General features: G+C 44.7%; 15 protein-coding genes and 1 riboswitch. Of the genes, 4 read left to right on the plus strand and 11 right to left on the minus strand.

The annotated features are described in order from the left end of the window. Positions 1–130: 130 nt before the first annotated feature. The 8 genes from AB4Z30_RS04255 to AB4Z30_RS04290 all read right to left on the minus strand — a co-directional run bounded on the left by AB4Z30_RS04255 (position 131) and on the right by AB4Z30_RS04290 (position 16933). On the minus strand, positions 131–7633 hold the full coding sequence (locus AB4Z30_RS04255) for a fibronectin type III domain-containing protein (protein ID WP_441923598.1): 7503 nt from the start codon (positions 7631–7633) through the stop codon (positions 131–133). A gap of 188 nt (positions 7634–7821) precedes the next feature. Then, on the minus strand, positions 7822–8844 hold the full coding sequence (locus tag AB4Z30_RS04260) for an SDR family oxidoreductase (RefSeq protein ID WP_441923600.1): 1023 nt from the start codon (positions 8842–8844) through the stop codon (positions 7822–7824). A gap of 137 nt (positions 8845–8981) precedes the next feature. Next, a complete protein-coding gene (locus tag AB4Z30_RS04265) occupies positions 8982–9407 on the minus strand; it encodes a cupredoxin domain-containing protein (protein ID WP_434751359.1) in 426 nt (141 codons plus the stop codon). A 102-nt stretch (positions 9408–9509) separates the two neighbouring features. Continuing rightward, positions 9510–10475, minus strand: coding sequence for an EamA family transporter (locus tag AB4Z30_RS04270; RefSeq protein WP_441923603.1), 966 nt, complete (start codon positions 10473–10475; stop codon positions 9510–9512). Between the two features lie 102 nt (positions 10476–10577). After that, a riboswitch (purine riboswitch) is annotated at positions 10578–10688 on the minus strand. A gap of 103 nt (positions 10689–10791) precedes the next feature. Beyond that, entirely contained in the window at positions 10792–13029 is a 2238-nt protein-coding gene (locus AB4Z30_RS04275) for a DEAD/DEAH box helicase (RefSeq protein ID WP_441923605.1), read from the minus strand. Further along, positions 13026–14414, minus strand: coding sequence for an ATP-binding protein (locus tag AB4Z30_RS04280; protein ID WP_441923607.1), 1389 nt, complete (start codon positions 14412–14414; stop codon positions 13026–13028). Before AB4Z30_RS04280 ends, AB4Z30_RS04275 begins: the two co-directional genes overlap by 4 nt. Positions 14415–14419: 5 nt before the next feature. Further along, the gene (locus tag AB4Z30_RS04285; protein ID WP_441923609.1) at positions 14420–16015 is read right to left on the minus strand and encodes a TerB N-terminal domain-containing protein; all 1596 of its coding nucleotides are present in this window, start codon (positions 16013–16015) and stop codon (positions 14420–14422) included. A gap of 321 nt (positions 16016–16336) precedes the next feature. After that, entirely contained in the window at positions 16337–16933 is a 597-nt protein-coding gene (locus tag AB4Z30_RS04290; protein ID WP_441923611.1) for a biliverdin-producing heme oxygenase, read from the minus strand. 284 nt (positions 16934–17217) lie between these two features. On the opposite strand from AB4Z30_RS04290, the gene AB4Z30_RS04295 reads away from it, so the two are divergent. The 4 genes from AB4Z30_RS04295 to AB4Z30_RS04310 all read left to right on the plus strand — a co-directional run bounded on the left by AB4Z30_RS04295 (position 17218) and on the right by AB4Z30_RS04310 (position 20391). Next, positions 17218–18042, plus strand: a complete 825-nt coding sequence (locus AB4Z30_RS04295) for a Nif3-like dinuclear metal center hexameric protein (RefSeq protein WP_441923613.1) — start codon at positions 17218–17220, stop codon at positions 18040–18042. Between the two features lie 609 nt (positions 18043–18651). Beyond that, positions 18652–19077, plus strand: coding sequence for a DMT family transporter (locus AB4Z30_RS04300; protein ID WP_441923615.1), 426 nt, complete (start codon positions 18652–18654; stop codon positions 19075–19077). A gap of 102 nt (positions 19078–19179) precedes the next feature. Beyond that, positions 19180–19878, plus strand: coding sequence for a Crp/Fnr family transcriptional regulator (locus AB4Z30_RS04305; protein ID WP_441923617.1), 699 nt, complete (start codon positions 19180–19182; stop codon positions 19876–19878). 18 nt (positions 19879–19896) lie between these two features. Next, the gene (locus AB4Z30_RS04310) at positions 19897–20391 is read left to right on the plus strand and encodes a DMT family transporter (protein WP_441924199.1); all 495 of its coding nucleotides are present in this window, start codon (positions 19897–19899) and stop codon (positions 20389–20391) included. A 310-nt stretch (positions 20392–20701) separates the two neighbouring features. On the opposite strand, the gene AB4Z30_RS04315 is transcribed toward AB4Z30_RS04310, so the two are convergent. From AB4Z30_RS04315 to AB4Z30_RS04325, 3 genes are all read right to left on the minus strand, one after another. Continuing rightward, complete coding sequence (locus tag AB4Z30_RS04315; protein ID WP_441923619.1) at positions 20702–21640, minus strand: hypothetical protein; 939 nt, start codon at positions 21638–21640, stop codon at positions 20702–20704. A gap of 139 nt (positions 21641–21779) precedes the next feature. Beyond that, entirely contained in the window at positions 21780–21929 is a 150-nt protein-coding gene (locus tag AB4Z30_RS04320) for a hypothetical protein (protein WP_441924201.1), read from the minus strand. A 271-nt stretch (positions 21930–22200) separates the two neighbouring features. Further along, complete coding sequence (locus AB4Z30_RS04325; RefSeq protein ID WP_441924203.1) at positions 22201–22917, minus strand: YebC/PmpR family DNA-binding transcriptional regulator; 717 nt, start codon at positions 22915–22917, stop codon at positions 22201–22203. Between the last annotated feature and the right edge of the window lie 51 nt (positions 22918–22968).

Genomic DNA, 22968 nt, shown 5'->3' on the forward strand with positions numbered 1-22968 from the left:
CATCACCATAGTTCATTACCCTTTTTTGTCTTATTGGCAACTTATATAAGTTGAATAAAGATATATATGTATAATTAATAGTCCAACTTATATACAGTAACATTAAAACAATAATAGCATTAAAACTAATTCAAAGGGAATCTGTACTACTGGAAATGACCTGCATCAGCTTGTTCAAGCGGAAAATTAACGCAGCAGCTTCAGCTCTGCTCAAAGCTTGTAATGGCCGGAAGCTACCGTCCTCGTATCCGTTAATCATATAGATGCCCGCCAGTTCCTCGACCTCTGCTTTGGCCCAGTCGGAAACATCGACTTGATCGGTAAATGTCTTAAGGGAGGTCATCGGCTCACTTCTAATCTGACGAACCACATTGGCAATAATTTTGGAGGCTTGCTCACGTGTTACCAGAGCATGTGGAGCAAATTTTCCGTTTCCCATCCCTTGTACGACATCGTGCTCAACTGCTGTGCTGATCTCCGGTGCAAACCAATCTGTATCTTGCACATCTTGAAACCCATGTGGTCTTTTTAACGAGATATCCAGATTCATTAAGCGCACAATAAGAGTTGTAAATTCAGCACGCGTTATGGGGCGACGTGGTTCGTAGCGCGTCGGACTTACCCCCTGTATGATGTTGTGCTCAGCAAGCCAAGTAATCTGATCTTTATTAAACGTTTGACTTATATCCAAAAAAGCAACATGCTGATTTTTTGTTCCCCCCAGTTGAACATTGGATACATCCTTATCTTTTTCCTTAGCCTTGGAGTCTCCATCCTGATTCTGTTGACTATCCTTTACGTGACTTGTGTTTGTGACATTCCCAGCACTTCCACCACTTGATGGAACTACTGGATATGAAGCAGTCACAGCTACTGCCGTTTTCTTTTCACTAGACTCACCAGCCTTATTTTCCGTCCACGCTGAAACCTCGTAATGCTGTTGTGCGTTCAACCCGTTCCAGACATAACGTCGTTCTTTGCCGCGATAAATTTCCTGACCGTTATACGCAATGACAGCAATCTCATTTTTGGTATCTAAAGTCCAGGCAAGCAAGATTTGATCAGGCCCTTGCGAAATAGCTGAAATGGATTCAAGTACCGAAGGCAGCGTTTCAAATTCTGGTACCTTCATGCCCTCTCCTTCTCCAGCTTCGTTATAAGGAACAATACTAAATTCATCATATTTTGCAGCACTGATCAATCCGGTAAGTTGCAGTGAGGTTTCTGATGTTGTTCCAACCACTTCTTCATTTCGATAAATCCGATAACCTTCTGCACCGAACGCGAGTTCCCAAACCAACGTAGCCCCTGATACCGAACGATCCTGTACAACTGGAGATGCAGCTAATTTACCAGGCAAAGTTACCGCTTGTAGTGCATATCCGTCATCACTTGTACCCGAGGTATTGATGCTTCGTATAAAATAACTGTATCCCGTTCCTGGCTCAAGACCCGTATCTTCATACCTTGTCTCATCGGCATTGATCCGGGCGATTTCCACACCATCCCTTTCAATCAAAAACTGATCCGCACCAGCTGTACCCGCTTCTTTCAATAGAATATGCACCTCATTCTCGGTAGCTTCATAACCCGCTTTTACAGGAGCATCCGGTTTGGTTAAAAGAGTATAGTTTCTTTTATCGGATGCGGTCTGCTCGCCATTTTCCGTATATACTTCAAGCTGGTAGTGCTTACCCGCTTCCAGTCCATCGACCACATATTCTTGATTCCGTCCCCGATAACGTTCCACCCCATCCAGTACCACAACAAACGTTTCATTAGGAAAAGCGAAGTTCCACTCCAGTTTGATATGTTCAGCCTCAGGAAAGACATTCATTTCAAGCGAATCAATACGAGGCAATGTATAAAATGGCGCAACCGAAATCGCGGCACCTTCTCCCGCTGTATTAAATGGAATGACTTTGATCTTGTCGTACAAGCCCGCACTTCCCAGATCCGTTAACTGGACCTCTGTACTATTCGCATCCTCAATTCTTGTGAATTCCTGATCATTAATGCGAACACTGTAACCTTCTGCTCCTTGTACCCTCGGCCAGACCAGTAACGCATTCTCTTCCCCAATCTCTTGTGCTCTTAGAACTTCATCCATCGTTGCCGGCAAGGTCCTAACATCAAGCTTAAACCCGACTTCACTCTCGCCTGCTGTATTCAATGTGTAAATCGAGTAAGTATAACGTTCTCCAGGTACGAGTTCGTGGTCTTCAAATTGCTTCTGATCTGGGGAAATTCTGGCAATCTCAACCCCATCTCGCCGAATGATAAATTGCTCCACACCTCGAACAGAAATTTCAGATAAATCCAGCTTGACTGCCTTATCTGTGAACTGATCCACGCTCGCAGTCTGTGGCGCTGCAGGTTTCGTTAACGTTTCAATCTCAACAGGTTTGGAGCGCTGTCCCTGCTCATTTACAGCCACAATTTCTAATTGGTACACAGTGCCATCTTCCATACTCACGAGATGTGCATAAGGCTCAGAAACACTTGTGATCTCACCTGTGTTCTGGTTTCGAATTTCATAGGCCACGGCTCCATTGACTGCTTCCCAGCTTATGTCCTGCGAATAGGTTCCTGGAATCACTTCAATCGTGTCAGCTGTTAGCGGTAGCGTTTGTGTGATCGTTCTAATCGTGAGCGGTTCACCTGCACCACTCGCATTCACTGCACGAATAGCGTAAGTGTACATTGTGCCCGGCTTCAAATGTTCTTCTACAAACTGAGTTTCGCTTGCATCCAAACGTGCTACTTCTCGCCCATTACGTTCAATAATATATTGATCAGCTCCATGTACACCCGTATGAGTTAAATCCATAGAAAGTCCTGTCTCGGTGATGTCGCGTACATCCAMCATCTTCGGTTTTACTGGCAATGTTAGAAACGATATTTCCGCTGCTTCAGAACGGGAGGACTGCCTGTTGACCGCATATAAACTATATTGATGCCAGAGCCCAGCTTCAAGTCCCGTAATTACGGCATCTGTATCTATGCCTCTGTATACTTCCTTATCCTCATGCAATATGACATATTCAGAAGCTCCCGGTACAGCAGACCATGACAAGCGGGTAACATGAACTTCGGGTTGCGTTACAATGCCCGTTGGCCGAGAAGGCTTTGATAATCGCACAAGCTCGGCTCTTGCACCAGCTCCCGCCGAGTTTACTGCTTGTACCTGCAATGTGTATTCTTGACCAGGTAACAATCCCTCGACTCTGTACTCCAGTTCAGTAGTTCTGCCTGTCTCTACACCATTTATCATAATGATGTACATGTCTGCTGTCGGAACAGCTTGCCAACTTATACCGATCTTCGTTTCTTCCGTCGAACTGACCTGTAATCCTTCCGGCCTGCCAGGAAGAGTTAGAACAGTACTGGTTGCTGCTTCACTGTACCCCGCAGCATTTCCTGCTTGCACTTCATACGTATACAGACTACTGCTCGACAGGTGGTTAACCATAAGTTGAGTACCCGAAATCTCGTACATTTGCCCATGAATGGTCACACGGTATTTATCTGCTCCAGCCACACCATCCCAGCGTAACATGGCACCATGTTCCGAGATCTGTTCAATGTGAAGCCCTACTGGGCTTTCAGGAAGGGTTAGTCCTGTTACTGAACTACTAGCTCCATGTCCACTTCTGTTCACCGCCCGCACTTCCAATTGGTACATCGTTCCCGGATTCAGATTCGTCAGCGTCAATGCATTTTGGTCAGCTGCAATATCACTCACTTTTTCTCCATTACTCCATATTTCATAAGTTTCCGCTCCACGGACGGCTTTCCAGTTCAGATGCAGACTTGTATTTGAGGCATCCATGATGTGAAGTCCTGCTACTTGTGCAGGCAACGTTCTCAGCGATGGTAAGCTTGCGTAAGGACCAGGGCCAGTTTCGTTTGCTGCCTCAACGGTATAACTGTAATCTGTTCCACTTTCAAGTCCAGCATCTTGATAAGAGACTTCCTCTCCCTCGTAGATCACGTTACCATCACGCGAAAGAGCATAATATGTGGCAGATGTTACGGACTCCCACGTCATGGAGATGTCCTGCTCACGAATCTGTACCGCTGCAAAATCACCTGGAGCAGCTGGCAAGGTCAAAAATGCGACTCCGCGACTTGCACCAGCACCACTCGCATTCAGAGGTGTAACCGATATTGTATGAACCATTCCGGGAGTAAGGTTGCTAATGTAAGAAAGACTTTCCGGGTCAGAAATCGTTTGTTCAAACGTTATTCTTCCATCAGAATCAACAGCTGTCACCCGATACGCAGTAGCTCCTTGCACGGTAGCGAAATCCAGTTTAGCCAGATTCGGCTCAGCATCCACTTTTTGAATGTTCAATTCACCCGGTGATGGCGGTAAAGTTAAAACAGTCACAATCGTAGGCTCACTTACACCCGTGTAATTTCTTGCTCTAACTTCATAATCATAGATTTGACCTCCACTCAGTGCGTCATCAACAAGACTATTGTTTGGATAGTCCAATGTCCAGGATTGTCCGGTTGTTCTATTTTTGATTTCATATTGATAACCCGCTGTATAAGTGTCACCTGTTGGTAAATCTGCTGTGAGTGTAGCGGAATTTTCACCAAGAGCAGTGACTCGGACTTGAGCCGGCTGATTCGGTTTCCGTTGGATTCGATAGGGAGATGACGTCGTCTCAACCGTATTGCCTGCTCGGTCTGTCACCTTGGCATGGATGTACCATGTGCCCTCAGATGTTATGGATATAATCTGTTGATCGGACTGAGCATCTAACCAATCAGCCGGAGCTTCTGCCTGACTTGTGATCCGATAGAAACGCTGCGATTCATCTATTCCCGAATGTCTATCCGTAAATTGAATTGTGGCTGTAACGTTATCATCGGTCCATGGTCCTCCATCAGGAGTAAAGCTAATATTCGGTAGAGTCTTATCCACGTAAACCGTCCTGCTGACCTCTCCGCTCACATTACCAACTGCGTCCTTGGCCCGCGCGTAGACTACAGTGGCTCCATCTGTACTGACCGTACCTTTATCTCCAATCATATACGCCTCATTATCCAGTCGATATTCATATGTAATGGCTAGATCATCCACACTTCCAGCAATCGTAAACTGCACAGCCTCTTTACTCCAGCCTGTTTCACTTAGCAAAATCTCCGGTTCTGAAGGAGCCGTCTTGTCAATACGAGCCGTCGCCTGAGCCAAGGTGCTCACGTTTCCTACGCGATCAAATGTACGTGCATAGACTACCGTTTCTCCTTCATCTTGAATGGTGACTTCGCCTAAATAATCTAACCAAGGTCCATGTTCCGTTAATCGATACTGTGTTTTGTTTGACCCGCTGCCTTCATCTGCACCACTTGTAATGACAAAAGATACATCCTCTCTCGTCCAGTCGGCTTCACTCAAATGAATCACAGGTTTTTCAGGTGCCGTTTTATCGATTCGGGCAACGGTTGACGTTAGCGCACTTACATTCGAAGCCCGATCTATGCTTCGTGCGTAAATTTCGGTTACTCCCTCTTCATTCAGGATGAACGGTGTTTTGTAATCAATCCATTCTGTACTCTCGCCAATTCTATATTGCGTTAATGCGATACCACTCACTTCATCCGTGCCTTCCGTCAAGGTAACGACAACCGATTCTTTCGTCCATTCCGAAGGATTTAAGGCTATCATCGGCGGGTTCGGCATTGTCCTGTCAATTTTTGTAGTCACTTCACTTTCCTGACCCAAGTTGCCGAATGCATCTACGCTTCGTACCCTGATCGTTGTACTTCCCTCGTCTTCCATCGTGAATGGCCCGTCATATTCCTTCCATTCACCTGTAAGCCCGATCTTTACTTCCGTTTTCTGTGTACCACTTAATTGATCCACCCCTCCTTCAACCGTAACAAGAACCTCTTCTTTCGTCCATGTTGAAGGGGTGATGTTAATGGATGGAGCGGATGGTCCGGTTGTATCTTTAATAATCTGTCCTGCCAAGATCGAGGTTGTCTGTATGTCTTCAGCATTCAAAGCTGCCACATGCAGTTCATAACGCCCATCCTCTAGTCCTGTTAAAGCTGTAGTCATCTCCGTAGAAGTCGTTGTTAATGATTGAAGTACTTGTCCATTCTCATTGCGGATTTCAATTCTGTATCTGGTGCCGGCTGGGTTGCCGCTTGTGTTCCAGCTGGCTGTTATATTATTACCGATTTGTGATACAACTGCCCCTGCAGGTGGATTCGCAAGGGTGTACTTGGAAGATGCCGTAGAGTACCCCGTATAAGTACCGCTTGAATTTTTCGCACGCACGGCAAAGGAATAACTTGTATTTGGTGTTAAACCCGTCAACTGTCTGCTGTTCAATGTACCTGTATCGTAGGTCTGATTGGATGTTATGTTTTTCAGTTCATAGGTTACGGAAGCGTCATTAACTCTTTTGTCCCAGTTCACGGTCAGGTTATTATTATTCACAAGGGTGTACGTCGGAGTTCCGGGTACTACAAAACTTCTGACCAAGAAGTTAACCGTTCCTGCGGAAGATACGCCGCCCTTATCGTCCATAACCCATACTTGCAAGTAGTGAGGCCCATCAGGTAGCGTGTCAGGCAATGTATACGTGGTGTTAAAAGCCTGGTTTGAACCAGATGCAATCATTTGCGTAAGAACGTTCTCAGGTCCTCCATCAATCGACCACTTTACCGTTAACAGATCACCTACGTCGTTATCCCTTGTTGTGCCTGAAATCTGTAACTGTTCTCCTTTGTAATACGTTTGACCCGAAGCAGGTGCTGTTAATGTAAAAGAAGGCGGAACGTTTTGCGGCCCAATACCCACAATCGTTGAAAATTTTCGCGATGTCTGATTGCCTGTTGATTTGGCATCCCACCAGAATTGAGCAGCAGTATCACTTGCATTCACGGTCTGTCCGGGTATATAGGCTGAAGGCGCTGATCCTCCTATAAGCTGAGCGCTGTCCGGGCTTTGATACTGTCCCATGAAAATACGGTCAGCATTAACGACATTGTATGTGTTTGCATAAAAAGCAGTTACCTGGACGCCCCCGCTATAATTTCGCCATCCATTCTGAATAACCTCAAAAGGAGAAGCGTCGTTGCCATTCACCATTGTATCCCAATAAAAAGTTCCCCCCAGATTCAATGTTGCTCCACTTCGATTGATCGCCTCCAGTTCCACTTTCATGTAGCCACCTTGGGATGTCGCATTTACGATGGATACTCGCAAAATATACTCTACATTATCCTTTAACCTGGACATCTCGATCACATTGTTGTTAATTCGATAATAATTCAGCGGCAAAGATTTGAAATTTATTGCGGTGCCGTTATGGTCAATAATCGTAGACACATTGCCGGTGTCGCCCCCGTAAAATACATTCGTTCCTGGTAATAGTACAATTCGGTATTTTCCATCGCTGTTCATCTCGACTTTCACTTTGGAGGATTGCACGGCCTTCAATGTCGATGTATCTGACACTACCGCGATATTCTCTACTGTTGCAGCCGTTACTGCGGCGGTCTGGTTCCAGTCCGCTATCAATGCCTGAGGAGACAATAACGCAAATGCAAGCATCACTTTCGACATCTGCTCCGCTTGTTTTTTCAATCGTCTTCTTGAGTTTTTCAATACCCGCTCTCCTTTTTGTGAACACAAAAAAAAGGAGGCACCCCAACCAAGGAACAATGTCCTAAGTTGGGGTGCCTCCCCTAAAGTGTCAATTTTTTATTGATTATGATTATAACGATTCGGGAAACGAATGTAAATACCTGGAATGAGAATGCGTATAAAATTAAAATATTACTCTCTTTCGATTCTTAGTTTCCCTCTCTGATTTTAAGTAACGCCTCGTCCAATGTGCTTACAACTCGATCACACCATTGATCAAATGCGCGATCTTCCTTCTGTAATTCCGGATGCTCCAGAATGTACTCAATCGTGCTGCGAATTCCTTGGTCCGCTCTTATCGTTGCCACAAAATCCGGAACCAGCCGTTTCAACTTGCTATTGTCAAAAACAACCGTATTGGCTTTATCTCCAAGCAGACCACCCCGTAAATCCAAATCACTGCTAGCCGCCAAAAAATCTGAGGGCACGTGAACCGCATGTAGTTTGACCCCAAGCACATCAGCAATGATCTCATGAATCTGGTTCCATGTGACAGACTCATCCGAGGTGATATGGACAGCCTCACCGATGGCGTGAATATTACCCATTAAGCCGATAAAACCTTTGGCAAAATCGGTGTTGTGTGTAAGCGTCCATAACGAGGTGCCGTCACCGTGAATGATAACCGGTTTATTTTCAATCATACGCTTAAGAACTTGCCAACTTCCTTGTTCACCATGCACACCCAGTGGTACCGATTTATTGCCATAGGTATGACTTGGACGAACAATGGTCACAGGAAAACCTTCGTCCCGATATAATTTCATAAGATAGTCTTCACACGCAATTTTGTTACGGGAGTATTCCCAGAATGGATTCGATAAAGGCGTTCCTTCAGTGATTCTGTAATCGGCCAGTGGGGTCTGATATGCTGAAGCCGAGCTTATAAAAATGAACTGCTTGGTTTTACCTTTGAACAGACGATAATCTCTCTCCAGTTGAGCCGGCACAAAAGCAATAAAATCTGCCACCACATCAAATTGTAAATCGGCAATTAACTCGTTTACCCGCTTCTCGTCATTGATGTCGGCTTGAAGAACGTGAACCTCTGCAGGCAAATCATTGTTATGGTTACCTCGATTGATCAAGTACAGTTCACAGCCTTGCTTGGCGAGCATCTCGGTGATTGCAGTACTTATTGTGCCTGTCCCTCCAATAAATAGCGCTTTCATTGCTGCACCTCCAGGTCGATTATGCTATCCCGTCCATGATATCACGCAGCCGAAAAAGGAGCAAAGTTCGGTTTACCGAACCTTGCTCCTCCGTATAAGTTGAACTAAACATATTAACCTTGTACTTAGTTAAACCGTTAGATAACCTTAATCGTACCGTAGATCATGTACATCCCGCAGTGAAGCTCATATTCGCCCGGGGCGACATTCTTATCCACCGTGTAGTAATTGTCTCCCTTTTGCATATACAGATCCATGCCTAACTTCTCTGCTGCGACAGATTTAACATGTGTCACACTTCGGGTCAGGATGAAATTGATTTTAGTAGGCACTCCGGATTTTACTTCAATGACATTGGGCTCAAATCCATCGTTGCTCACGTTCACGTCAATGACTTCGTATCCTTTCAAATCCTCAGGTGTTTCGGCTTGGGCAGTTACTGCCTTGCCCGATCCCGGAGATACGTCTTTACCCATGAAATATACAAAGAATCCTCCAAGTAGCGCGACCACAGCCACACCTAGAGTTAAGAAAGGCCAGACTTTTTTAAACCAGCTATTCATGTGAACACTCCTTATTCCGTTGTCCCATCTTCATTTGTGAGTGGATGGATGTACTCTACAAGCATACCCGATTCTCCGCATAATGAAAATGACCCCTCTGGGCTATCCGGAATATACAGGCGTGCTTCGACTTCGCCGCACTCGCAGTTTGTATAATTCCGGCAAGGCTACACCGATCAGCACAATGACGACACCAAACCATTGTAACAAACTGACATGTTCGTGCAGGACAATTGCAGATAACAGCACCGCAACTGGAAGCTCAATCGCACCCAGGATACCTGCCATATCTCCACCGATATGAGGTACTCCGATCGCAAACAGAACTGGTGGGATAAATGCTCCAAAGAATCCAAGTAACAGTCCAAATACGAGCAATTGACTCCAGATCAGACCGTTAAAGAGAAACGTCGGCGGGAACAGAATGCAGAGCAGAATCAATCCGCCTGTAACCATCCACGCACTGCGAAATGCCGGATGTGCGGAGGGAACCGCTTTACCGCTGAACAATACAAACAAGGAATAACTTACCGCTGCCATTAAACCGAGAGCAATACCGATCCCACTTACATTACTAATGCCCTGTTCCAGGAAACCCGCTGCCAGCAAGGTACCTCCAAAGAGGATGAGCAAGGTCAGGAACGTAACTTTATCTGGACGCTGACGTTTGCTTATCGCCTGAATCAATACACTGATCCAAGTAAATTGAAAGAGCAGGATAATGGCAAGCGATGCCGGAATGTATCGTAACGATTGATAATAGACAAGACCCGTAATAACGGTGGGTGTTCCAGCCGCCATCAGCATCAAACGCTGCTTCCAGGTTAGACGTGTAAAGACCTTAGCGGGGCTCGCAGAATTTACCTTTGCATTGCCACTCTTCTGTGTTTTGCGTTTAGCTCTGAACCGCGTGTATAAGGCCAGCATCCAGGACAGGATAAAACCGGTAATCAGCTGTGTTCCCACAACCTCCCCAAGTTGATATCCTTGACCATACGCCAGCACTACAATCGTCGACAGAATACCGTAACTCATTGCTCCTGCCAGGACAGACAAATAATATTTCATGTTCAATAAACCTCCTGATGAAAAATACGCCCCTGATTCGGGTCCATGTAAGGTCACAACCACGTATTAAAATGCAAAAAATCCTAACTCCGAGCAAGGAATGTATTGATTCCTTGGCATCGTAGTTAGGAAGTATAGGCTTCCCGTAGAGACCCTCGCCCTGTGTACACTTTCGGCCTGCGAGGTTATACGAAATGAAGTATGCAATTTAAATACCGCTCATGTGTGACGACTTTTCATATATTACATGGGGGGTAAGGTGGTGTCAACCCATTTCTAATTTATTTACAAATTAAACTTTTAAAATGTAAACTTCTCATTCTAATTTTCCCGTTCCACGTCTGCTCTTACTTTCCCATTCCAGTGTTTTCTGCAATCCCGATTTTAATCCTTCGAGATCCAATCCATCGATTGCAAAAGCTTCCCGAATCAAAGGCGGTGCGATAAACTCATCGTATTTGCCAAGATACGGCGCTTCATCCTCAGCAAGCAGCGCAGAAGCGTCCTGAGCCAGTCGACATTCACTCATCATCTCGGCTAACAAGGTGCGTTCGTCCACTTTGCCTGATACCACAAAATAATATGGCTCCATCGGAACGACGGAACGCAAAGCCAGCCTTCCAGACAAATTATGTTTCAGCAACCGCTCCAGCGTACGGAACGCTTTGCTGCCCACCCAAGGCAACACATATATGGAATCACCGCCTGCCGGAATGACAACTTGCTTGAGCAACCCACTCTCTCGAGCCAGGCGACGTGCACGCTCCAGCCGGTTGACGGCTTGTGGTGACAAATACGGATAAATCAACGAATCGGACAGCACCTCACGCATTTTTTGTACCACCTCAGTATGAATATCCCCGCCTGCACCAAGCCAAAGTGTATCCACTTTGCCTTTCGCAGACTTCACGTACACGGCTTTATGCTTGTGATCTACCTCTTCCACCTTCCACAGTTTACCTGCAAGCGAGAAACAATAACCCGGCGGAGGCACGGTTGTGATCGATCCAATCTCTTCCGATCCGTTCAGTACTTTATGCTCTTCATCGTCCTTAAACACGGCGTAGAAGCGATAGTTATTCACGATCTTTTCACCCGTGAGTCCGATTATTAACGTCTGTTCCTCCGTCCATTGCAGATGATCTGTGTCGATCAGATAATTCAGGAAGGTTTGATAGTGATCCGGTGTAATCTCTGCAAAAGGTGCCAGGGAGAGGATCGCGGCTGCAAGCTCTCTTGGCTCGGCCTCCCCCATACTTTTCAACACACTCATTGTCTGGTGATAGAGTACACCTATGGGCATTTTACGAGCCTCTAGCGGCTCTACCCATTTGGTTTTAACATAAAGCTCAATAACGGCGATGGCACGCATGAGTGTCCATGGCATACGAGCAGGTAATTGCGCTTCCTCATCCTCTTCCTCCGGGCATACAAAAAGCATCTCCGATGCCATATCATCACGCCTGCCGGAACGACCAAGACGCTGAACGAAACTAGAAGCACTGTAAGGTGCACCGAGTTGCACGACCCGCTCCAATTCACCCAGGTCAATGCCAAGTTCGAGCGTAACGGTCGCGGCAGCTACAGCCGGGCCAGCACCTGTTCGCAAAGCCGCTTCCGTCTCTTCTCTTAGCATGGCCGAAATGCTTCCATGATGCACATGGAACACATCACGTTCTTCTCTGCGTGCCGCGACGCGCCGCATCTCCAGAATCGTAACTTCTGCATCTGTGCGACTGTTGGTAAAGATGAGTGCTTTTTTACGATGTGTACTCTCATAAATAAAGTCGTAGTAGGATTTACGCGCATGATGGAGCTGCTCTGCCTGCTCCTCGTTCTGTGCATCCGGGAAGGAAAAATGCTCTACCCGCAGCCTCAGCTTGCGCCCCCCCGGGGAAGATACCACATCCACTCCTTGCCGTGTTCCTGCCGCAAGCCAGGCTGTCGCTGCATCATAATCGCTGAGCGTAGCCGACAGTCCTACTCTTCGAGGAACACAACCAGCCATACGTTCGATTCGAGCCAACTGGCTTAATACCTGAATGCCCCGATCCGCCCCCATGAACGCATGTACCTCATCAATAATGACATAGCGCAGATCGTGAAAAAGCGCTGGAATCGCATTGGGACGATTCATCAGCAGTCCTTCCAGCGATTCAGGCGTAATCTGCAGTACCCCTGACGGATTCTTCATCAGTTTGGTTTTCTCTGCCTGCGGCACATCTCCATGCCAATGCCAGACAGGAATATTACCTTCAGTGAGCAAGTCTTTGAGTCGTTCGAACTGGTCATTAATCAGTGCTTTCAACGGCCCAATATACAGAATACCCACCGACTTGGAGGGCTCGTCATACAGTTCAGTTAATGCAGGAAAAAACGCAGCCTCCGTCTTGCCTGAAGCTGTACCCGCTGCAATCAGCATGTGATGCGGAGTATGAAAACAAATGTTACATGCCTCGATCTGGGCAGGTCGCAAGGACTCCCATCTTTTTTTATAAATAAATTCCTGCACAAACGGAGCTAGTCTATAGAACGGGTTGGGATTGTCACTCATAGCTCGAACTCCGCCAGAAAATCATCCAGCTCGTCCTGCTCTTGCGCCGAACCAGACGTATCCCGACCCGAATTATTTGCCTGTGTTGCACGTTCACCAAGTAACTGCTCGTAAGTGACTTCAGGATTCTGATGCAGCGTGTGCAGTACATCCATAAAGTCACGCACCACTTCCCGTGTTGTCAAGAGCTCATCTGCACCCAAACGGTTTACAGCCATTTGCATAAAACCAACTAATTGTTCGTCACTCAAACTTGCCGTGTACGCGAAATGAAGTGCATGAATCTGGCGCAGTTTCTGCAGCAAAATCAAAATCTCTTCATGTGATAACATCGCCAGTTTGATAATTGGACCTGTATAGTTCGCATAAGCACTTGCGGCATAGCGACCGTCAATAAGTCTGGAACGAAGCGCTTCATAGCTATATAAACCACGACGTTCATCCTCCACAAACTGAGGGGTTCCCCCCACAAAAATGCCCAGATGCTCCGCCTTCCCCTGCATCGTATCATTAAACATTGTAAGCAGCTTCTCGTAATTGCTTTGGCGTGAGACGCTATTTGTAATTTTATACAGGTTCACCGCTTCATCGATAAAGAGTAGCAGCCCTTTGTAACCGATACGTGCCGTAAATTCAGACCACAATTTAAAATAGTCATACCAGTTATCATCATCAATAATGACGCCAACCGACAGATCTTTCTTTGCTTCCGTTTTCGTTGCATATTCACCCCGAAGCCAGCGGAGTGCCGACTGTTTCCGGTCATCATCAGCAAGCTTGTACCCGTTCCAGTAAGAAGCGAGTACCTTGGCAAAATCAAAACCGTGAACCAGGTTCTGCATCTCCCCCGTCACCATATAAATCTGCTTCTCTACCTCCAGCGGTAGTGCAGGATCATCCGGCCGTAGATTCAGATTGTTCATCGCTGTTTGCTGCAAACCTGCGATCCATTTTTGTAAAATGGGCTCCAGTGCCCCTCCATCCGGGCGTGTACGCGTTGACAATCGTGTCATTAGCTCACGATATGTTGCAAGGCCCTGACCCTTCGTGCCGACAAGTCTGCGCTCCGGGGAGAGATCCGCGTCCGCAACCACAAATTCCCGATCCATCGCATAGTTGCGAATCATCTGCAAAAGAAAGCTTTTACCGCTGCCATACCGGCCTGTAATCAGCTTAAATGCCGCACCGCCTTCAGCAATGTTATCCAAATCGCGTAGGATCGCCTCCACCTCCGGTTTCCGTCCTACAGCAATCTGTTCGAGACCAATACGCGGCACAACACCTGCCGTTAACGAATTCACAAGTGCGGTGGTCAAGCGCTTAGGAATTTTAAGCTGATTGGGCTTAGTTTCGGTTTCGGTTTCGGTTAATTTATGCTCTGTCATAACAATCACCTCTTCACATCTTCAAATAATTCAATATAATCAGGAACGATTCGGTCGCCATCAACCAGCAAATCCCCGATGGTTTCCATCGCCACATCATTAATTTCATCCAGCAAAAGCGCAGGCATCGTTCCCAGTTCTTCCGCAAGTCGCATCACATCGTGATCCGGATCATCCCCAAGCAAGGCGTGGATGGCTCTCACATGCCGGGACTCTAATCGTTCGGCAAACTCTATCCACTCTTCCGGTATATCGGCTTCCGCAGTTTCGTCCCACAGAAGCAGCTCATTTCTTGGAGCTGAATTCTCTGATGGCATAACTGTGTTGTCCTGGATCACCGGTAAATGTTCTCGCTGTTCTGAGAGTAGCGACTCAGCGTGACTCATTTGCCTTGGATGAGGAGATTCAGCTTCATCTGGAACCTCAGTCGGCTTCAGTTCAACATTAAGTGATGTAGGAGCTCCATTTTCTTCAATGGTCAGCGCCATACGCACATACTCGCTATCCTCCTGCAAAGAAGCCAGTTTTGCCGTATCGATCTGAATAACTGGCGCAGTCACGGCTTCCGCTTGTTCCATCGCCAAAGCTCTATCCAGATAACGCTCAATTACACTGGCAAGCTCAGGTTCCAGCATTTTACCACGCAGACGGCCTCGGAAGCCTAACCATTCACGAAGTTTATTTTCCGTGCAGCGATAGATCCGGGTTAACTTCTGAGTAAACTCTTGCCGGTATCCAATAGGAAAATAAGTGAATGTAACAAATCTGCCGTATATGGATTCGTCATACACCGCTTTCTGAAACAGCGTACGCTTTACCGTCCGCTCGGCTTCCGGTTCAAGCTCTGGTAAAAGGCCCGTTGGCTGAGTCCGCTTTAAATAGGCATCCACAACTGCCATCACTTTGGGCACATAACGTTCCATCATTTCTTTGCCGCCATCGCGGTAAAAGGTATTCAGCGTAACATCATAGTCATAATATCTCTGGAGCATATCCAGCTTAATATCAGCAACATTATCTTGTAACACTCGGTGTAATTCCCTGTCCAGGAGCTCTGATGGAAAATATTCGATTGAGAACAGGATAACCTCCTGCATTAATGAATGAAGGTTGTGTACCAGAATATAATCGACCAACCAATTCTGCATGTAAAATTCGAGTTGAGGAACCCCGGCCCGGTAATGCAGCAACAATCGTTTTAACTGCTCATAACCATCCTCGGGAGTCAACCAGCCGATGCCGTTAATCAACTCGTAAATATGAACAAACAGGTAAGAAAGGTCGACATCCAGGTATCTTCCCTGGCGTACCTCTGTTCTCCAATACAAATACCACTCCAGCTGTGCATCATTCATCACCCCATACGTTGGCCAGTAGCTCATAAACGGAACAGGTGCAGTTTCTTCACCCGTAACTTCTGCAAGCCGTCTAGCCTCCTCCACAAATCTTTTCTCCGAAGACAATACAGCCCCTTGCTGCGTGTATGGTTGACGACTCTGGTTCATTAAAGATGAACGATCGGGTATCCCAACCGAGGCCGTTTCTGCTTCTTCACTCAGATCAATCTCTATAAATTCCAACTGTTCCGAATGATCTCTCATGGAATTGAATCCACCTCTTTCAGGACGAAATACGAACACGTGTATCCATACGCACCATTATAACACTTGTGTAGCTTCTTCGGGTGGCAAACTCACACATTCTTGTAACACAAAAAAGAAGGCATGACTGCCCTCTTTTCCATCAAGTATTTGCCCTCTATATTACAGACCATCGAACCATTGTTTTTGATATTCCGTGCGGTCCTCCCAACTCTAATGAAACAACTCACGTACGATTTTTGCCTTTATCCCTCGCCTGGTACAACGCCTGTTGTGCGTCAACAGTCTTAGTTGATCGGCATTGCTTATTCGCTAATCGTTTTACGTATTAATCCACCGATCTAGCAGTCGGAATGTCTCGGAAGCCGTGAACACGGTAATGTCTTGTTCTTCGGGTGTATGAATGGACTGTTGTAATAATTGCATAAACTCGCTCCATCTGGTGCGTGTCTCCGTGCCGTATGCGTTGAAATATTGCAGTCCGTGATCCGCTTCTATAGGCAAAAATTGCGACAAACGTTTGGTCATAATCTGACCGCCATTGGTTGAACCTTCGATAACGTATAGATATCCGAAAAGTCCTGCAGGTGTGGTGATATCCGGTAACTCCTTTTCATTGCACCTTGGAATTTGCTTGATGTGCTCCTCACTTGCGCCAAGATTCATTAAATCCTGCTCTAATAAACCAGCCTTGCCTCTTATACCGATATCCAATCCTGTTTCTGCCCAAAAAGGCAGCGTTACCGCTTGATCCTCCAGCGGTTTCAGGAAACCGTAGAATTTCTCCAAATACGCTCTATATTGTTCAATCGTTATGGTCGAATCCATAATTGCTTTTGCATACGGGTTCTGCTCTACTTGTCTATGGTAATGTGCTGTCTCCGTCTTCAAACGTTCCATAATATTTAAGGACGTCATGTAGTTGTCCCCTTTCGTATAGTGACGTAAATCCAGTAGCAGAGTAATGTCCAAATCTGTATTAATTATAGAAAATTTATATTGATTCAAAAAAAAGACTCTATGTAAGTATACTTTTTCTAGTACTAGAAAACTACATGAATTCAATGGCTTATCAGATGAGTGTACACCTCTGTTGTTAGGGTAACTTAGGGGTATGTAAGGAAGTATCGTGTGTATAGCTGGTTTTTAGTATTAAAGATGATACACTAACACTATATCCTTATTTTGGAGGAATGAATCTGATGAAAATGAAAGATATGACGGAACCAAAGGAACTTACGGTGCAAGAGATCATGCTCCACCTCACAGAGGGGATCACTTTGCCAGACAATACTGTGGATCAACTGATCACGGGTTCACCGGATCAAGTTGTATCAGGAATAGTTGTTGCTTTTATGCCCACACAACATGTCATTGAACAAGCTATTCAGCTAGGAGCCAATCTGATTATCGCCCATGAATCCCCGTTTTATAATCATCACAGCGCTACTGATTGGCTGAAGAACGACTCCGTCTATACGTACAAAAGAAACTTGATTGATCAAGCAGGCATTGCCATCTTTCGCTGTCATGATATTATTCACCGTTTCGAGCCGGACGGCATTACCGATGGGCTCATCCAGGAACTCGGGTGGACCAATTACCTGAGCCAGCGTACAACTGAATCGGATCTTGTAACATTTACAGAGGAGATTACAGTGCATGCAATTGCCCAGCAATTGAAGACTTGTTTAGGGATCGACTATGTTCGCATTGCGGGTAATCCTGAAATCGTTTGCAGACGCGCTGCGGTTCTGGTCGGCTTTCGCGGAAACGGACACTTCACAATCCCCATGCTTCAGAACGAACAAGTGGATTTGATTATCGCAGGCGAAGGGTTTGAATGGGAAACGCCAGAGTATATTCGTGATGCTGTGCAGCAAGGTAAATCCAAGGCACTCATTATGGTTGGTCATGCCGAAAGTGAGGCACCGGGAATGAGAATTTTGGCAGAAAGTCTGGACGACTCTATCCCAGGGGTCAAAGTTACTTTTGTAAAGGAAGAGCCTGTGTTTAAGATATTATAGGTTTTTACCGCAATCGATCATCAGACACGCAATTTTTCGTGTTTTGCTTCACTTCAAAATCTAACGATCATCAGAGAACGTATTTCTTCGATTTTGCCGAAAAACCAGCGTTTTGAACCTGTTTCCGGTGGAATATCATCTCTGGTGATCGTTAAAAAATTCAGGAGGCGATAATGCCTTAACTAAGGCTTCTCCTGATCGTTACCATTCCAGTTTATGTGCCCAATCCACTTCAACTTGCCCACTATACATATGAATATTATGCCTTCTGCCTGCTTGCCTGTTTGTCGACCTGCTCTCTAACACCCTCTTCCGCATCTCATTCTATCGATCTCATTTACATATCTTTCTTCCCTTGCTTGCTTCAATCTCCCTATTCGAATCTTTCACCTAACCACACCTATCTAACAACACCGTCTTTACTAACTAATTTGCTTAGGTCAGCTACTGCATCTTCATACTTTTTGCCCCTTCCTGGATTTTATCCAGGCTTTAGTGTACGCTAAATGCTGTAAATTTCAGAGTCAGGACATTTGTCCTTGGCGATTATGACTTATTTATCATTTAATAGAAGTCGAAGTCATGCATTAAAGGAGCGTACGAAGAAGGATGAGAGGAATTATTTTTGCACTGCTGGGCGGAGCCTGTATTACTCTCCAGGGGGTAGCCAACACCAGAATTAGTACTGACGTAGGCACATGGCAAGCCGCCACAATTACTCAATTAACGGGATTTATACTCGCAGCGATCATTTTGATGTTTACGCGTGACGCCAATCTTCAGGGAATTAAACAAGTAAAACCGATGTATCTGGCTGGTGGTGCATTTGGTGCCGTTATTATTTTCAGCGAAGTCACCGCGATTCAACAGATTGGTGTGACCTTTACGATCTCGGCTCTGTTGATTGCTCAATTGTTTCTGACCTTTTTAATTGATAGCAATGGATGGTTTGGCGTGCTCAAACAAAAAATGAAACTGCCGCAATTTTTGGGCATTGCTTTGATGATCGCCGGTGTCATCATTATGAAGCTATAGTTTTCATTGTAGCTACATACAGCATGTAAACTGTGTTAGACAGACAAACTTTTAGTTTTTCCAAACCAAAAACAACAGAATTAACGCAGAGGTGAGAACCGCATGGAAGAGATTCATCATCCGCAGCAAATCATGGACTATTTGAAACAGTATCAATTGGAGGCGGTTTTTCACGAGCACCTGCGTCCACATATGACTATATGTCAATTCGAAAAATGTGAGCTGATCTGCCGCGAAGGCGAGGCTTCCGAATACTTATATGTCCTGGTAGAGGGCAAAATTAAAATTTTCACCACTTCCCCACAAGACAAAACTCTCGTGCTCTGTTTCAAAACACCGCTTGAAGTGGTGGGAGACATCGAGTATGTGCGTGAAAGTAACATCGTTAACACCGTTCAGGCAGTCTCACCTGTTGTGATGCTTCGTATTCATTATCGGTGGCTTACTGAGCTTGCAAGTAATTACGCACCTCTACTGCAATTTTTGCTTAAAATCATCTCACACAAGTTTTACATTGATTCGAACTTTTCGAACTTTAATCTGATGTATCCGGTGGAGGTACGTTTAGCCAGTTATTTGCTTTCCATCTCGACGGATGAAGGTGGAACCGTTATGCATGAGGAACTCGATGCGTTTAATCTGACGGACATTGCCAATCTGATCGGTACCAGCTATCGCCATTTGAATCGGGTGATTCAGAAGTTATGTGCGGATGGTTACATTGAGCGGCATCAAGGATTAATCCGTATCAAAAATCGGGCTGGCCTTCGGCACATTGCTGGACACAATATATATGAATAAGGAGATAGGAGACGCATGATCATCACAGGTATTTTGCTTGCATTACTAGCCGGTTCACTGGTGAGTCTGCAAACGATATTTAATAGTAAAGTCAATGAACGCACGGGTTCATGGTCTACAACAACAATGGTACTGTTTACGGGATTTATCGCTTCTTTTGTGATTTCATTACTCCTTGAAGGTAAAAATACATTCAGTTTTCAACATATGCAACCGTGGTATTGGCTGAGTGGTGCAATAGGCGTTGGGGTAGTCTTCTGTCTCGTTCAGGGCATGAAGCTGCTCGGCCCGACTTACGCGATCTCCATCGTATTAACCTCTCAGTTAAGCTTCGCTTTACTATTTGATTCGATGGGCTGGCTCGGTCTGGAGCAAATTCCATTCTCATGGAATCAGCTGATTGGTGTACTTGTTATTGTAGGTGGCATTATACTATTCAAGTTTGGCGGATTGAGTAAAGAGACATCTGATTCAACGGATAATCCAGCTCATAGTGTGGCGAGTAAATCTTAACCATCAACCAAAAGAGTGTCTCCCAATCGAAATGGATTGGATAGACACTCTTTAATAATTTGTACATTTTAGAATATATATGTCCAAGAGTCTTGCTTCCTCTTAAAATCATCAATATTTTTAGGGCTTCTACGTATAAACAGACCTCCAATGAAATTGCCCTTTATTTCTGTTGACGTAGGCATAAACAAGATACGATCTGTTCTACACATTAACATGTAATGGAACAGTTTGATGACAAATCCAATATAATAAAAAACGCACCCAAACAATCTAGTGCGTTTCCTTATCAATCATAGACGTAATCTTTCTATTCCTGAATTGTTGTAACTATGCCATCTTCAAAATATACGTATCGATAGTTTGAATACACCCATTGTTCATGAACTCCAAACTCATAAGTTGTTTTGTTAATCTTGTCGGGCCCACCCCAACTAGAGTCTCTTACTTCAGATGCGGTCATTCCTAATGCTGGTGGAATTTTTGACTTTATCTCCTCCCACTTACTTTCTTGTACAGCTCTTTTTCGCTCTGCTATAAGCCACTTATCTTTTGACTGAATCTTCAATTTTTCCTTTGAAATTAAATCGGCATACTTCCCATTATATGTACTAGGTATTGACTCCAAGTAGGACATCATCATTCTAGAGTCGCCTTCAATTCGCTTTTGTTGAGAATTAGCATAATTAAACAGCATTTTACTGTCAATATCGTCATCTATTCTCAGTACAAGAAGTAAAGATAACTGATCGTACTCTTTTTCTTCAATCAGTTTATTGATTTTATCATTTTCTTGCTTCTCTTGCATTTTTCTACTTTCTTCTTTTTTTCCAGCGTAAAATGCCTTATAAAATGATTCTTTTTCTTCAATAAGAGTAATTTTGAATTTTTCAATGTCTTCTTTCAGAACACCATGATATGTATCTAAATCTATTAAGTTCAATTTCATTACTATTGGCTCATATGATATCTTTCCAGAACCCTTTTCATTTTCGTAATCATTTTTAGCATCAACATAAGCGAATATTTCATGATAATTTTCAATATCCTTGAACTCTGGTTTTGCTAAGTTCAACTTAGCCTCGTCCCATTTTTCAGAACTTATCAAACTTAATATTGTCTCCTTTTCTATTGTTACATTTCTTGTTGTTTCTTTTTCTTTTTCCTCAATGGATTGAATATTATTGCACCCTACTGCGATTAAAATTAGAAAAGTTAAAGATATAATTACAGTAATACTCCTTTTCAACTAACACACCCCTGCTCCTGTATTTTTGGTTATATATGCTATATTTTAGTTCATATTTAAAATTGCAGCAATAAGGATAAATCTACTATTTCAAGAGCATATGCTATTCGCTCCAATATTCAATTTCTTCATTCTATTATTACTCTAATAATCCTTTCATTTTTAAGTTCATAAGGTATGCTTTGATGTGAGAGGTGTTAATCTCTTCTACTTCAACAACTGAGAATTCATTACATAAGTAATTTAGAAACGACCGATTGTTGTTTCTGTACCCCTTTATAGTGCGGATACTATAATTCTTAAACTCTAAATCAAAAAGAACTCTTTGTAAATATCTTCAAACAACATAAAAAACTCACTCCTCATATGGATATTTCCCATACAAAAAGTGAGTTAAATACAATACAGATTAGGAAAACGTACATCATCACAAGGATCACTTGGAGTTATCATGTATACCCTCGCTGAGTGACAAAATGGATGATTCCAGAACATTTTCAAATCCTTAACTGGGTTAGAAAGACTCTAAACCGCCACTATCACCGCAGTCGCTTGCCCGCTCACACAAACTCCACGTTATGATAAACCTGCTGAACATCTTCAAGGTCTTCAAGCGCATCGATCAGTTTCTCGAACTGAGCTTGTGCATCCTCTGGAAGTTCAATATGGTTTTGCGCCAGCATCGTCAGCTCGGCTACCGTGAACTCGGTAACACCCGCAGCTTTGAATRCTTCTTGTACGGCGTGGAATTGATCCGGTTCTGCGTATACGATAACCGCTTCATCTTCATCCACGATATCGCGCACGTCTACATCCGCTTCCAGCATAATCTCCAGCACTTCATCAGCATTTTTACCTTCAACGCCGATCACTGCTGTTGGATCAAACATGTAAGCAACGGAACCACTCACACCCATGTTGCCTCCGTTTTTGTTAAACGCCGAGCGCACTTCAGGCGCTGTCCGGTTTACATTATTCGTGAGCGCATCCACGATAACCATCGCTCCGTTTGGTCCGAAGCCTTCGTAACGCAGCTCTTCATAGTTCTCATCGCCGCTGCCTTTCGCTTTTTCCATCGCACGGTCAATGATCGCTTTAGGTACATTATACGTTTTGGCACGCTCCAGAACGACCTTGAGCGCACGGTTCGCTTCCGGATCTGGTTCGCCCTTCTTCGCTGCTACATAGATCTCAACGCCGAATTTGGCGTAGACCCGACTTGTGTTTGCATCTTTTGAAGCTTTCTTTTCCTTAATATTATTCCATTTACGACCCATATCGTTTCCGCTCACTTTCAACATGTAATCTGCTTTCTACTTTGTCATTAT

It is taken from the genome of Paenibacillus sp. 2TAF8, assembly GCF_052114825.1.
In the GTDB taxonomy this organism is placed as follows: Bacteria; Bacillota; Bacilli; order Paenibacillales; family Paenibacillaceae; genus Paenibacillus.